The sequence below is a fragment of the Chitinophaga sp. LS1 genome, from assembly GCF_034274695.1.
Lineage (GTDB): Bacteria > Bacteroidota > Bacteroidia > Chitinophagales > Chitinophagaceae > Chitinophaga.
Map to the genome: position 1 here is coordinate 1,576,805 of NZ_CP128362.1, position 14,905 is coordinate 1,591,709.

At 43.9% G+C, this 14,905-nt stretch carries 8 protein-coding genes; 5 read left to right on the plus strand and 3 right to left on the minus strand.

Translation table 11 applies throughout. The features are described from left to right. Window positions 1-70: 70 nt before the first annotated feature. Together QQL36_RS06500 and ileS are read right to left on the minus strand one after the other, a co-directional pair. A complete protein-coding gene (locus QQL36_RS06500; protein ID WP_143708793.1) occupies window positions 71-1,123 on the minus strand; it encodes a TraR/DksA C4-type zinc finger protein in 1,053 nt (350 codons plus the stop codon). Window positions 1,124-1,127: 4 nt separating this feature from the next. Continuing rightward, on the minus strand, window positions 1,128-4,478 hold the full coding sequence (gene ileS / locus QQL36_RS06505; protein ID WP_321569337.1) for an isoleucine--tRNA ligase: 3,351 nt from the start codon (window positions 4,476-4,478) through the stop codon (window positions 1,128-1,130). Between the two features lie 263 nt (window positions 4,479-4,741). Between ileS and QQL36_RS06510 the strand changes: the two genes are divergently transcribed. Next, on the plus strand, window positions 4,742-5,206 hold the full coding sequence (locus tag QQL36_RS06510) for a PepSY-like domain-containing protein (protein ID WP_321569338.1): 465 nt from the start codon (window positions 4,742-4,744) through the stop codon (window positions 5,204-5,206). Between the two features lie 525 nt (window positions 5,207-5,731). Here the strand turns inward: QQL36_RS06510 and QQL36_RS06515 are convergent. Beyond that, a complete protein-coding gene (locus QQL36_RS06515; RefSeq protein ID WP_321569339.1) occupies window positions 5,732-6,643 on the minus strand; it encodes an AraC family transcriptional regulator in 912 nt (303 codons plus the stop codon). 406 nt (window positions 6,644-7,049) lie between these two features. Between QQL36_RS06515 and QQL36_RS06520 the strand changes: the two genes are divergently transcribed. The 4 genes from QQL36_RS06520 (at window position 7,050) to QQL36_RS06535 (ending at window position 14,904) form a co-directional block, all read left to right on the plus strand. After that, window positions 7,050-8,729: a hypothetical protein gene (locus QQL36_RS06520; RefSeq protein ID WP_321569340.1), complete on the plus strand. Its 1,680-nt coding sequence runs from the start codon at window positions 7,050-7,052 to the stop codon at window positions 8,727-8,729. 150 nt (window positions 8,730-8,879) lie between these two features. Then, window positions 8,880-10,859 carry a DNA topoisomerase (ATP-hydrolyzing) subunit B gene (gyrB, locus tag QQL36_RS06525; protein ID WP_083722192.1) on the plus strand — a complete coding sequence of 660 codons (1,980 nt, stop codon included), beginning with the start codon at window positions 8,880-8,882 and terminating at the stop codon, window positions 10,857-10,859. A gap of 367 nt (window positions 10,860-11,226) precedes the next feature. Further along, a complete protein-coding gene (locus tag QQL36_RS06530) occupies window positions 11,227-11,616 on the plus strand; it encodes a hypothetical protein (protein ID WP_220388731.1) in 390 nt (129 codons plus the stop codon). Between the two features lie 243 nt (window positions 11,617-11,859). After that, on the plus strand, window positions 11,860-14,904 hold the full coding sequence (locus QQL36_RS06535) for a SusC/RagA family TonB-linked outer membrane protein (protein ID WP_321569341.1): 3,045 nt from the start codon (window positions 11,860-11,862) through the stop codon (window positions 14,902-14,904). The last annotated feature ends 1 nt before the right edge of the window (window position 14,905 follow it).

The window sequence follows — 14,905 nt, forward strand, 5'->3', positions numbered from 1 at the left end:
GCGATAATATTGCAAAGCAAAAGCCCGGATGGTACATCCGGGCTTTTGCTTTATCTTATAGAAGAGAAAATTACTTGCTCTTAGCCAATTTAGCTTCAATACTAAGGGTAGCGTGAGGAACCGCACGCAGCCTTGCTTTATCGATCAGCTTACCCGTCATACGGCAAATACCATAAGTTTTGTTCTCGATACGGATCATGGCTTTTTCCAGGTGATCGATGAACTGGATCTGGCGGCTGGCCATCTGGTTCAGCTGCTCTCTTTCCTGAGAACCGGAACCATCTTCCATACTCATGTATTTGTTTTCAGTATCGTCGGTACCTGCTTCATCCTTACGGGTGATCAGGCCTTGCAGATAAACCAGTTCTTTCTTAGCTGCTTCCAGCTTTTTCGAGATCAGGTCTCTGAATTCCTGCAGGTCAGCGTCACTGTAACGATAGATAGGTCCGGAAGGTTGTTCAGGTTGATCCAGTACGGACTTCGTGAACTCTGGCTGGTAGGTAACCAGGGTATTACCTTTGGAACCGGCTTTTTTGTCGCCTTTATCTACGCGCTCAACAGGCTTTTCAGCTTTCGCAGGAGCTTTATCTGTTTTCGCAGGCGCTTTTTCAGCTGTTTTTTTGCCGGCATCTTTCGCTACCGCTTTTTCCTTCTCGTCTTTTTCTTTATTATTCTTTACTGGCATTATTACTTCTTTTTCTTCTGGCTTGGAAATTAGTTTTTCTTTTACAGCAGGTGCGACTGGCGCAACTACTTTCTGCTTTGTATCAGGCACTTTCGTAGCTGCCGGCTTAACGGGAGCCATAGCTTTGTTAACGGGCTGCTTAGCTGCGGGTGCAGTTTCAGCAGGTGCTGGTTTCGCTACAGACTTGCTGGAAGGGGATGCTTTTGTAACTGTTTTATTTGTGGCAACAGCCTTTTGAGTAGCAACCGTTTTAGCGGGTTTGGCGGAGGCTTTCGACGTTAAGGTCTTCGCATTAGATTTTTCAGCCTGTACCGCTGTCTTTTTTGCAGTGGGTACGTGGGCCGCTTTCTTAGCGGGTGTAGCCTGCTTTACCGAAGCTTTTGTAGCCGGTGCTGCCTTCTGGGTCTTATTGATAGCAACTTTTTTGCCTGTTGCCATGGGATTAGCTTTTTTTGTTAACTAATACATTAAATGTCAAATCATTAACTTCAATTTCAACTCCATCCTGTAGTTCCGGCACTAATTCCACACTATCTGCCAAAATTTCCGTGCAAATATAGTCATTATAGTTAATAATCGCTGATTTGAGGCTTTCTGCAACCGCCATTTTTACCTGTATTCTGTCAGTCAGTTCAAAATCATTGTCTTTCCTGATTTTCTGAATACGGTTCACCAGTTCACGTGCATTACCTTCATCGAGCAACTCAGGTGTAATAGTAATATCCAGGGCTACCGTTAAGGCCCCTTTATTCGCTACAGTCCATCCCGGAATATCTTCTGAAATGATCTCAACGTCAGATAATACTATAAGTACTTGCTCATTTTCGATCAATAGATTAAACTGTCCATCCCTTTCTAATGCCGCTATATCTGCATCGGTGAAAGTTGTAATAGCTGCTGCTACTGCTTTCATTTTTGCCCCCATTTTGCTTCCGAGGGATTTGAAGTTTGGCTTGATCTTTTTCTTGATGAAACCGGCAGTTTCCGTAAGATAATCAATACCTTTCACATTGACTTCACTTTTTATGAGGTGAGCCACTTTTTCAACCTGATCCTTCAGATGTCCATCCTGAACAGGTATCAATATTTTCTGTAACGGCTGACGTACTTTAATATTTACCTTTTTACGGAGTGACAATACCAGGGAACTGATATCCTGGGCGAGCTGCATTCTTTCTTCCAGTTCAGCGTCGATCGCTGCTGTTACAACTGTTGGGAAGTCCACATGGTGCACAGACACCCTGTTGCTACGATTACTTACTTTATTCAGGTTGTTGAATAACCAGTCAGCAAAGAACGGAGATACCGGTGCCATTAGTTTGGACAGCGTTTCGAGACATTCAAAGAGGGTCTGATAAGCAGAGATCTTGTCATGTTCGTATTCCCCCTTCCAGAAACGGCGACGACAGAGACGTACATACCAGTTACTCAAATGTTCATCTACGAAGGTCTGTATTGCCCTTCCAGCCTGGGTAGGCTCGTATTCATCAAAAAATCCTGTAACGTCTTTTACCAGCGTGTTCAGCAGGGAAATGATCCAGCGGTCAATTTCTGGTCGCTGTTCCAACGGAATGTAGGCTTCCTTGAACGAGAAGTTGTCCAGGTTCGCATACATGGCAAAGAAATTATAAGTATTGTACAGGGTGCCGAACAATTTACGTTGTACTTCACGGATGCCATCAGTATCAAATTTCATGCTATCCCATGGAGAAGCATTGGTAATGAGGTACCAACGGGTCGCGTCCGCCCCAAATGACTCCAAAGTTTCAAAAGGATTGACCACATTGCCGAGCCTTTTACTCATTTTGTTGCCATTCTTATCCAGGACGAGTCCGTTACTCACCACAGTCTTGTAAGCCACGCTATCAAAGAGCATGCTACCAAGCGCATGCAGGGTATAAAACCATCCACGGGTTTGGTCCACACCTTCAGCGATGAAGTCGGCCGGGAAGTTTTGCTCAAAGGTTTCTTTATTCTCAAATGGGAAATGCCATTGTGCGTACGGCATTGCACCACTGTCGAACCATACGTCAATCAGATCTGGTTCGCGGCGCATAGGCTGACCAGAAGCACTTACCAATATAATGTTATCAACAAACGGCTTGTGAAGGTCAGAGGTCAGGTGCTCGATATAAGCAGCTTCAGATTCTTGATCAGCAGGCACTTGCATCACACCAGCTGCCAGAGATTTTGACAGTTCTTCACGCAATTCTGCCATAGAACCGATACAGATTTCCTCCGTACTGTCTTCTGTACGCCAAACCGGCAGTGGAGTACCCCAGTAGCGGCTACGGCTCAGATTCCAGTCAACCATATTCTCCAACCAGTTGCCAAAGCGACCGGTACCAGTAGAAGCCGGTTTCCAGTTGATCGTCTTATTCAGTTCTACCATTCTGTCTTTCAGCGCTGTAGTACGTATGAACCAGGCATCCAGCGGATAATATAATACAGGCTTATCTGTACGCCAGCAATGAGGATAAGTATGTTCATACTTCTCAACTTTAAAAGCGCGGTTCTCTTTTTTCAGTTTTACAGCGATGTCTACATCTACATCTTTGTATTCCGGATCGCTCTTGTAATTCTTTACATAGCGGCCACCGAATTCACCCACAGTATCCAGGAATTTACCCTGACGGTCTACCAGTGTGAGAATACCGATTCCATATTTCTTACCCACCTTGTTATCGTCCGCACCAAAAGCAGGAGCAGTATGTACGATACCAGTACCATCTTCAGTAGTTACGAAATCACCTATAATGACACGGAAAGGATCTCCTTCTTCAGGCTGTACATAAGGTAACAGTTGTTCGTAGCGAATTTCTTCCAGCTGGCTGCCTTTGAAAACGGCCAGCGTCTGCCATGGGATGACTTTATCACCTTCTTTATACGCAGCAAAATCGCCATCTTCACCTTCTTTCTTAAAATATTTACCAGTCAGGGCAGTCGCCATTACCACAAACTGTGGCAACCCGGTATATGGGTTAAAAGTGCGGATCAGCGCGTATTCGATATTTGCTCCAACGGTCAGACCTAGGTTGGAAGGCAACGTCCATGGGGTAGTGGTCCATGCCATGAAGAAAACTTCAGCAGCAGGATCTGCCTTGCGGGCTATTTCAAACAGGAAAGCAGACCTGTCTGATTCGATTGCCTTGAAAGTAGCTACGACTGTAGTATCCTTTACATCTTTATAAGTACCTGGCTGGTTTAGTTCATGAGAGCTAAGACCGGTACCAGCAGCAGGGGAATATGGCTGAATGCTCACGCTCTTGTACAGCAAGCCTTTCTTGTATAAGGTTTGCAGACACCACCACAGGCTTTCGATATAGTTATTTTCGAAAGTGATATAAGGTTGCTGGAGATCTACCCAATAGCCCATTTTACGGGTCAGGTCATCCCATTTATCTTTATATTTTAATACCTCGGTACGGCAGGTCTTGTTATATTCTTCAACAGAAATAGTCTTTCCAATATCTTCTTTAGTAATGCCGAGCGTTTTTTCCACACCCAATTCCACAGGCAGGCCATGGGTATCCCAACCGCCTTTACGCTTTACCTGGAACCCACGCATAGTTTTATATCGGCATACAAGGTCCTTGAGGGTACGGCTAATGACGTGGTGAATACCCGGTAAGCCGTTAGCACTTGGCGGACCTTCATAAAAAACGAAGGGGGTCGCGCCTTCCCGCAGGGAAACACTCTGCTCGAAAGCTTGTTCCTGTTCCCAACGAGCCAATACATCTTTCGCTATCTGCGGTAAATTCAGCTGATTATATTCCTGATATTTGCTGCTCATAAAACAATTATGCGCCCTTTGACGTTAATAAGTAAGTTGATTAAAATTCTGCAAAGTTACGGATTTTAGCCGGCTCTTATAAGGAAATCAGGACTAAAAACAAAGAAGTAAACCATTTGATTTTAATTGCTGGATATTTTTTGTATTTTTACAGTGCATTGGTTCGACATGAATCTTGGCATTGTTTTGGTAACTAACGTCGGAAGAATATAAGTTGAAAAAACTTAACCCAAAAAGAATTGATAAACCATATCTGATCAATTATGAGAAAGTTAGTTTTAATATTTTTTGTGGCACTTGTAACTTCCGGCACAACTTTTGCACAAAAAAAATCAGCAAAAAAAACAAAAAAAGTAGTTGCTAAAACAGAAATGGCAGCTCCGTCAGTTGTAAAAGATTCTTTTCAACAGACCTTTGCAGGAACGGACGCCAAATGGAGTAAGAACTACGGAGGCAATTGGGTAGCGAACTTTACCAAAGACGAAGTGAAGACAGCAGCAGAGTTTGATAAAGATGGTAAATGGATAGCAACCCGCAGCAATTATACAGAAGCTAATCTGCCAGGTGCAGTAGCTACAAGTGTAAAAGCAAAGTATCCGGCCGCCACCATCAAAGATGGTTGGAAAATAGAAAGGTCAGATGTTGCTTCTTATTATAAGGTAAATATTCAGGACAACGGTACAGAAAAAGCAGTGTTGATTAATGAGGCTGGTACCATTGCAGAATAATTACTTTCACTAATTAGTATTTCATAGGTATAGGGATAAATAGGACAGACCCTGCTCTTTTGGGCGGGGTTTTCTTTTGTTTTTAAACGGGTTGGGCTTGCCTATGGCAAGCCCAACCCGTTTAAAAACAAAAACCGTCTCGTGTAATACGAGACGGCTTTATGTAATTACGGTAGAAGACTTACCTGACAAAAAACGCACTTTCAAAAGGTCAAATATGGTGTTTGAGGTGCAAAATAATGGCTTTACTCAAATCTTTTGCCCGGTAAGCCTTCCCCATGGTCAAATCTGATAAGGAAGCTTATAAGGATGATCAGGATAGATATCTGCCGATCGTGATACAAAGATGCACCAATCTTCTATAGTTCCTTTTCGAATTCGGGAAAACTAATGATCGAAAAAGGAAAACCTCATCCAAATAAAAAACTTTATGAAAAAAGGAATTCACCAACAAGGATGAAAAACCCATTTTAGAAAAAAAAAGCCCCCTGTAAACAGGAGGCTTTCGATATAATAAGCTGATTATTAGCGCAATAACAATTCACATGGTTTCAACCCCGTATGCTTCTTAAACGCAGTGGAAAAATGTGAAATACAGGAATACCCCATCAAAATCGCCACTTCACTCACACTCATTCCCTTTTCGTACAGCAGCCCTTTCGCCTTCTCCATTCTTTCCTTCTGGAAATAATCATAAATGGTAGTACCATACATCGCCTTGAATCCCTTCTTCAGGTAACACTCGTTCATCGCTACCTTACGGGCCAGATCACGAATGGTAATAGGCGCATCCAGCTGTTCCAGCAAGATATCCTTTGCCTTCTCGATCTTTCCACGATCTTCCATATGAGTGAGGAAACGACAACCAAAACGGTCGTCTGTATCGTTCTGCACAAACTGGTCAGAGCTGAATAACAACAACTCCAATGCCTTGCTCTGCAAAAAGATATTCTTCAGTGCCCCTTCATAATTATGATGCACCATTTGCTCCAATACCTCTTTTGATTTGGTACTTGGCGCCAATGTCTTTACAAACGGCTTACGTGACTGCATGTCAAACAAGGTACTTGTCGTAGAGCCCTTCTGCAGGGTTTGTATGAACGACGGCTGGAAACGCACAGTGATCATATCGATAGAAGGCTGCTTGAAATTGCAGTTCTCCTTTTTATGTGCGCATACCTGGTCTGTACATCCTGGATTTTGACAATACTTATTCCCGGCTACACAATATCGTAGTTCCACAGCAGCTGATTGCCCTCTTTTTGCCGGTTGGTATACCACCATCGCTACATCTTCTACTGGCAAAGGGCGGTCATATGTGAACCGCTGCAATGTGAAATCGAGACAGTCCGGTACTGCCACGCTATCGGATACTGCCAACTCGAGCTGATCGCTCATAGCAGGCTGACGGATAGCCAATGTTAATATGTCCTGCAACTCTTTCAAATTTCCTTATCTATTGTTAAAATCCTGACAAAAATAGTCAATCAATTTTTAATGGAAACGGTTTTGACAGTAAGGTGACCAAAACACGTGGTTTCCAAAAGGGAACCTGGTGTAAGGTTCCAGATACCCCATCGTCTCTATAGCACGTCTATCACACTCTCAGGGAGATAACCCGCCTATAAGCCGCCCATAAGCCGCCTATATCCCGCCAATAACCCGCATCTATATAGAGGCGGGATATGTGCGGGTTATCTATGGGTTATTGACGGTTTACTCCTATGATAAGTATAGGTTTATCCTATGATTAAACCTATACCGCATTTGTATTATATAAGAAAACATACACTACTTTTACTTCCGGGTGCGTACTGGTATGAAATTCGTTCACTCATCCCTAATGGAAAGAAAATCCTTTATACGTCGATTCCTGAAAAAAGCCCTGATCATCCTGGCCAGCTTTATTCTTTTAGTCATGGCTACCGCATGGTACCTGGCCCACCGCTGGGATAATCAGATACGCATACAGCTTAAGAGCTATGTCCTCGACATGTCTGACAGCCTGTATAACCTTCAGTACAGTAAATTGCACCTCAACCTCATTACTGGTAGCCTGAGCCTTGAAAAAGTAAGCCTGGTCAGGGACTCCGCTGTCTATGCCCGCTTACAGCAACAGCACAAAGCCCCCAGGTTCCTGTATACTTTCAGCGCTGACGAGATCAACCTGAAATATTTCAAAGTATGGCGCTACTTCCACAGAAAACAACTGAGCGCCAGCTCCTTAGCGCTACATAATCCCAGTATCATACTGGAACTCAATACCCGGAATATCGATACGACCAAGCCCCGGAATGCCTATCAGAACATTTCGAAAAAAATCTCCTCGATACACCTGGGGAACCTGCTCCTCGACAATACCAACCTGAAGTATACCTATATCAAAAAAGATAGTAGCCTGATTTATACCCAGGTGAGTGAACTGAGTATACAGGTCAGGGATTTCCTCATCGACTCCGTAGCCATGCAGGATCCTACCCGCTACCTGTATGCCCGTAACTATATTTTAGACCTGAAAAATTACCATTATCGCACCCCGGACAGCCTTTATTGGATGAATGTGAGAGATGTACACTACAGTGCAGAAGACAGAAGTATCAAAATCAAGCAGTTCCAGGTAGAACCACGGTATAACAGGGAGCAATTCGACAACAAATCCGTCTATCAGCGCGACAGGTTCGATGTACAGCTGAATGATATTGATATTACCAACCTGGAACCTCGCTTATTGCTTGAAGATCAAATCGTTCAGGCCGGAAAAGTGGTTATTAACAGCGGTAACCTGGATATTTACCATAACCGGAATCTTCCTCCATCTCCCGGCAACAAACTGGGTAAATTCCCCAATCAGATACTGCTAAAAGTAGCGGTACCTATTAATATAGATACCATCATTGGCAAGAAAACAGACATTCTCTACTCGGAGATAAACCCGAAATCGCAGGAAGCCGGCAAACTTAGCTTCAAACAGGTGCACGGCATATTCCGGAATGTGACCAATATAGACTCAGTCATTGCCCGCAAGTCTATGCTCACCATCGACCTCGATGCCGTACTCATGAAAAGTGGTAAACTGAAGGCCCATTTTGGGTTTAGCCTGAAAAATAAGGGAGGCGGATTCTCCGTGACCGGGCAGATAAAAGATATGGATGGGAGAGAGCTAAACCCGGTATTGAAACCACTGGGCATGGTAGAAGTAAAATCATGTAAGATCAACGACCTGAGCTTTAGCATGAACGGCGATGAAAAGGGAGCAAAAGGAGAAGTGAAGTTCCTTTATTCAGACCTGAAGGTGAATATTCTGAAAAAAGAAGAAGGCAGCCATGAATTCAAAAAGAAGGGCCTGATCAGCTTTATTGCCAACCTCATGGTAATCAAGGATGAGAACCCGGGTAAGGGGCAAACAAGAATTGCACACCCTAACTATACCAGGGACCCAAATAAATCGTTCTTTAACCTGGTATGGAAAACCCTTTTTACGGGAATCAAGGAAACTGTACTTGGGGAACACTCACCCATATAACTGTTATCGAAATGTGAAAAAGCCGAGGTGAAAAAAATAACCCATCGGTACATCATTTTATTTGCACATTAAACATTGAAATAAGCCTCATTTTTCGTATTTTTGCACAATTCACGAGAATTCAACTCTAAACTACATTTTCACCCAAATATGAGCGAAGAAATAGCGCAAGTAACTACTCCAGCCCAGGGCGGCTATGATGCGGATAGCATTCAGGTACTGGAAGGTCTGGAAGCGGTGCGTAAACGCCCTGCGATGTACATTGGTGACATTGGCGTAAAAGGTCTTCACCACCTTGTATATGAAGTGGTGGATAACTCGATCGATGAGGCACTGGCAGGTTATTGTAAGAATATAGATGTCACTATCTGTGAGGACAACTCGATCAGGGTAGTGGATGATGGTCGCGGTATCCCGACAGGGATGAATACCAAAGAAGGCCGTTCAGCGCTGGAAGTGGTAATGACCGTACTGCACGCAGGAGGTAAATTTGACAAAAACACATATAAAGTATCCGGTGGTCTGCACGGTGTGGGGGTGAGTTGCGTAAACGCACTGAGTTCCCTGCTGCATGTAACCGTAAGACGCGATGGTAAACTGTTCGAACAGGAGTACTCCCGCGGTGTACCTCAATATGCAGTTCGTGAAATCGGTGACTCCGACGAAACAGGAACAACTGTACACTTCAGACCAGATAGCGAAATCTTCAAGGATACTACCTACAACAGGGAGATCCTCGCTGGCCGTCTGCGCGAGCTGGCTTACCTGAACAGGAAGATCCGTATCGTTCTTACGGACGATCGTGAAAAAGACGACCAGGGCAACTCTGTAAATGAAGTCTTCTACAGCGAAGGCGGTATTGTCGAATTTGTATCCATGCTGGATCGCAATGGTCGTCGTAACCCTCTGTTGCCTGATCCTATCTTTGTAGAAACAGTCGATGCTGCCAGCAATGTAGCGGTAGAAGTAGCAGTGATCTACAATGATTCCTTCTCTGAGAACATCTTCTCTTATGTAAATAATATCAACACCATTGAAGGTGGTACACACGTAGCCGGTTTCCGCCGCGCCATTACCCGTGTTTTCAAAAGCTATGGCGATAAGAACAAAATGTTCGAAAAGACCAAAGTGGAGGTAACCGGTGATGACTTCCGCGAAGGTTTGAGCGCTATTGTAAGTGTAAAAGTACCTGAGCCACAGTTCGAAGGTCAGACCAAAACCAAGTTGGGTAACTCCGACGTAATGGGTGTGGTAGACAGTTCTGTAGCTGCTGTACTGGATGCTTACCTGGAAGAACATCCACGTGAAGCAAAAACCATCATCAACAAGGTGGTACTCGCCGCCCAGGCCCGTGAAGCTGCGCGTAAAGCAAGGCAGATGGTACAGCGTAAGAGTGTATTGAGCGGTAGTGGTTTGCCTGGTAAACTGGCTGACTGCTCTGAGAATGATCCTAAAATATGTGAACTGTACCTGGTCGAGGGTGATTCCGCGGGTGGTACGGCGAAACAGGGTCGTAACCGTAGCTTCCAGGCTATCCTGCCACTGCGTGGTAAGATCCTGAACGTAGAGAAAGCTATGGAGCACAAGATCTACGAAAACGAGGAAATCAAGAATATCTTCACCGCCCTTGGGGTAACCATCGGTACTGAAGAAGATGATAAAGCACTGAACCTGTCTAAACTCCGCTATCACAAGCTGATCATCATGACGGATGCCGATGTGGATGGTAGTCACATTGCGACACTGATCCTTACATTCATCTTCCGTTATATGAAGGCGATGGTAGAACAGGGCTATGTGTACATCGCACAGCCACCTCTGTACCTGGTGAAAAAGAGCAAAGAGCAGATCTATGCATGGACGGAAGAAGACCGTAAAGCAGCGATCCAGCAACTGGCACATGGTAAAGAAGACAGCGTGACCATCCAGCGTTATAAAGGTTTGGGTGAGATGAACGCTGAGCAGCTGTGGGAAACTACCATGAATCCTGAACACCGTACCCTGAAGCAGGTAACTATCGAAAGTGCTGCCGAAGCAGATCGCGTATTCAGTATGCTGATGGGAGATGAAGTACCTCCACGTAGAGAGTTCATCGAGTCTCATGCGAAGTATGCAAAGATCGACGCCTAGTTAAAATTTTATATATACGCGAAAAAGACTGGTTCCGGCCAGTCTTTTTTATGTCATTATGATTCTGGCATATTCATAAAATTATCTAGTTAAACTCTAAAATTATTACCAAAGGTTAATTTTATACCATTTTGTGGAAGGTGTGGACAATTTATTTCTCTCTCATTTACAGTCACTTCGATCTTATTGTGAACATACCTGTTAAAAAACTTATAAATCTTTTATTTAATTCATCTCTTTTCTCTGTATTTTGCACTCCTATTTATCTCTATACCTATTGAATTTGAACTATCCTATGAAACCTAGCTCCCTCCTGGGACTTCTGTGTCTGGTGCTATCCTTTTGCGCATGTCAAAAGGAAAAAGCAGTGTCGACATCGGGATCCTTATCATTCGCGTTCGAAAGCACTGCTTTTTCAGCTAACACTGCGAGTGGTTATATGACCGATACAACTGGCATTGGCAAGAAAGTCCTGACCATTGAAGGTATGACCAGTAACCTTAGCAAACACATTGCAGTGACAGTTATATTTCCTGACACGCTTGCAGTGGGCACATATACAGAGGCAAATGGCGCCACCATATTATGGTCGCCTTCTTTGTCTGCAGAGGTTGCATCTTATCTCAGTACTACAGCGACAATTAAAATTACAAGCATAAATAGTAAGTATGCCGAAGGCACATTTGCCGGCATTTTAGACAATGGCGAGAAAGAAGAGCCATTAACGGACGGAATATTTAAAGTCAACATTTATTGATCATCGTTTTTTTTGAAATCTTTTTCCATCGTGTCCCGCTTGTTAAAGCGGGACTTTTTATTTCTGGTTAATATCTGAGCATAGATAGTTAATTACCATAAAAGGACTCGAAGCCCCACAGATTACATTTGGAGTAAATCATGAATTCTTTAATCAGGAACAATAAACAATAAAGGCCATTTGCGCAGATGGCCTACAGGGAGTTTTATTTCATCTTAAAAACCAATTTCTAATCTCCGTTGTATGAAGAAATTTTCATATTACCTGTCAGCATTGCTGGCGGGCTTGCTATTTAGTGCCCTTACCTTTGCGCAAAGCAGGGTGATACAGGGGACAGTGACCGATGAAAACACACATCCGCTAAGCTTTGTATCAGTTAACATTAAAGGGACCAACAAAGGAGTTGTCACTGACAAAAACGGGGTATTCTCGCTGGAAGTCGCACCCAATGCCACACTCATTGTAAGAGCCGTAGGCTTCCTCACCAAAGAAGTGGGTACAGGCAGCGGCCATTCACTTACGATCACCCTGGCTGAAAGCGCCAGCGACCTCAATGAAGTCGTAGTGACCGCACTGGGTGTAAAGAAGGAAAAACGTAATCTTACGTTCAGTTCACAGGAAGTGAAGAGCGATGAAATTCTGCGTTCAAGAGAGCCGAATATCGTGAATACGCTTACCGGCAAGGTAGCAGGCGTACAGGTCACAAATTCATCTGGCATGCCCGGTTCCTCCTCCCGTATCGTAGTGCGCGGTATCACGTCTTTAAACGGCGAAAATCAGGCTTTAATCGTGATGGATGGAGTACCTGTCAACAACGATGAAACAGACAATCCTAACGACGGTGGATCAGGCTCTAATCGTCTCTCTGATATCGACCCCTCTGTTATCGAAAGCATCAACCTGCTGAAAGGCGCTGCCGCTACTGCCATGTATGGTTCTGCAGGTGCCCGCGGGGTATTGCTCATCACGACCAAAAAAGGAAGCAACAACCGTAAGCCAACTGTTACCTTATCTTCCGGGTTATCTTTCGAACAATCTTATCTCCCTGATCGCCAGACCACGTATTCACTGGGTGAAAAGGGCATTTATTCTGATGGGGAAACGACCGCCACACAAAACAAAAATTCATGGGGTGCACGGATGGATACCCTGCGTGTGAACGGAGCAAAAGTACCTTTTCATAATCCAGCCAAAGAGTTCTTTAAAACAGGAATTTCTACCAATAATACCGTCTCTGTTTCTGGCGGCAATGCCAGCTCAAGTTATTTTTTATCATACACCTACTTCAATCAACAAGGTACCATTCCTAATACTGATTATACAAGGCATAACCTGTTTGCCAAATACACCACACAGATCCTTGATAATCTCTCTGCTTCCTTCCAGCTCACATACAGCTCTGTCAAGAACAACATCATGCCACAGGGATGGGGATTGGAGAATCCACTCTGGACCATCTTTGCCGCACCCGTTTCTTACAATCTGAAACCTTACCTGAATGAGGATGGCACACAACGTATGTATCGCTCCGGCCGTAACAATCCATATTGGGTATTAGACAATGTACTGAATACCACAGTGGTGAACAGGTATCTGCCAGTTGCCACTTTTGTGTATTCACCTACCAGCTGGCTTTCTGTCACTGAAAGAATGGGAGCAGATATGTACCAGGATCAGCTGCACTATCATGTCAACGTAGGCGATGTGACTTACACACAGGGTCTGGTACAGTCTAAAAATCAAACATTGCGTCAGTTCAACCACGACTTCATGGTGCAGTTGAGAAAAGAGGTGAACCCTAAGCTGAATACAAGTTTACTGCTGGGTAACAACGTCTATTCTAAATACAATGATGCTATGTCTGCCTATGGTTTAGGACTGGCAAAAGCTAACTATTACAACATGGCCAGTGCATCGTCTGTAACGTATGGGGAATCATCTACACTGGTAAGAAAAGTAGGCTTCTATGCACAGGGTGAAATTGATTACAACAGAACACTGATCGTGAATCTGACAGGTCGTTATGATGGTAGCTCTGTATTATCATCATCTAACAGGTATTATCCTTATGGTTCTGCGGCAGCGGCTTTCATCTTCTCTGAATTATTATCTGACAAACTAAAAAAGACGATCAACTTCGGTAAGTTCAGGGCATCTTATGCTGTAGTAGGTAATGATAACGTAGGCGCTTATGCCACAAATACACCTTATTATCAGGCAGTGATTTACGGTGATGTAAGCAGCAATTTAAACTTCCCTTATAATGGCCAGAACGGCTTCCTGCTCAGCACTGCATTAGGCAATCCGAATCTGAAAAATGAATTGCAGAAAGAATTGGAATTTGGTCTGGAAATGAAATTCTTAGATAACAGGTTAGGCTTTGAAACATCCTGGTTTGATCGTAAAATGTCTGACGGATTAGTAGAAGGCATTGCGCTGCCAAACTCCACTGGTTATAGTACTACCACCATCAACTCTGCAAAGATGGAGACAAAAGGATTGGAAGTATTAGTGAATGCAACACCTGTCAGAACAAAAGATTTTAGCTGGGATGTAACGCTGACTTATACGAAAATGAATAACAAAGTTACCCAGATTGGTGCTGGTTTGGACGAAACGAGTGTGGGTAGTTCATGGGCCATCGTAGGCCAGCCATGGGGTGTACTGAAAGGTACCAAATTCGCACGCACTGATGATGGACAATTGCGTATCAATAGTTCAGGGTTACCATACTCTGATGACAACAGCAATATACTGGGTAATGTCACCGCGAAATGGTTAGGTAGTATCACCAATCAGTTCCGCTATAAACAATTCGGATTAAGTTTCTTCTTCGATACAAAACAAGGGGGTCAGTTGCAAAATGCGGATGATGGATACAACCTCTTCTATGGTGTGTCTAAAGTAACGGAAAACCGCGCCGACAGAGTCGTGAAAGGTATCAGCGATGCAACAGGCCAACAGAACACGGTATCTGTAACAGGGCAACAATATTGGCAACAGGTGAGCGGTATTACGGAACAAGTGATACAGGATGCATCTTATATCAAACTGCGCAACGTAAGCTTCTCTTATTCACTTGGTCAGAAAGCATTGAGCCATCTGCCTTTCAGAAATGCGAGTCTTATACTGACAGGTCGTAATCTCTGGATCCACAAAGCTTCTAATTTCTCAGGTCCTGATCCGGAAGCGAATTCATGGGGGAACGGCAATAGTAGCTTAGGTCTCTACTCCTTTACTACACCGACTTCCCGCTCATTCGACGCTACGATAAAAATTACTTTCTAAA

Excerpts from the sequence above, each read along its gene's own strand:
- QQL36_RS06500 (WP_143708793.1), bottom strand. The coding sequence starts at position 1,123 with ATGGCAACAGGCAAAAAAGTTGCTATCAATAAGACCCAGAAGGCAGCA.
- ileS (WP_321569337.1), bottom strand. The coding sequence starts at position 4,478 with ATGAGCAGCAAATATCAGGAATATAATCAGCTGAATTTACCGCAGATA.
- QQL36_RS06510 (WP_321569338.1), top strand. The coding sequence starts at position 4,742 with ATGAGAAAGTTAGTTTTAATATTTTTTGTGGCACTTGTAACTTCCGGC.
- QQL36_RS06520 (WP_321569340.1), top strand. The coding sequence starts at position 7,050 with ATGGAAAGAAAATCCTTTATACGTCGATTCCTGAAAAAAGCCCTGATC.
- gyrB (WP_083722192.1), top strand. The coding sequence starts at position 8,880 with ATGAGCGAAGAAATAGCGCAAGTAACTACTCCAGCCCAGGGCGGCTAT.
- QQL36_RS06535 (WP_321569341.1), top strand. The coding sequence starts at position 11,860 with ATGAAGAAATTTTCATATTACCTGTCAGCATTGCTGGCGGGCTTGCTA.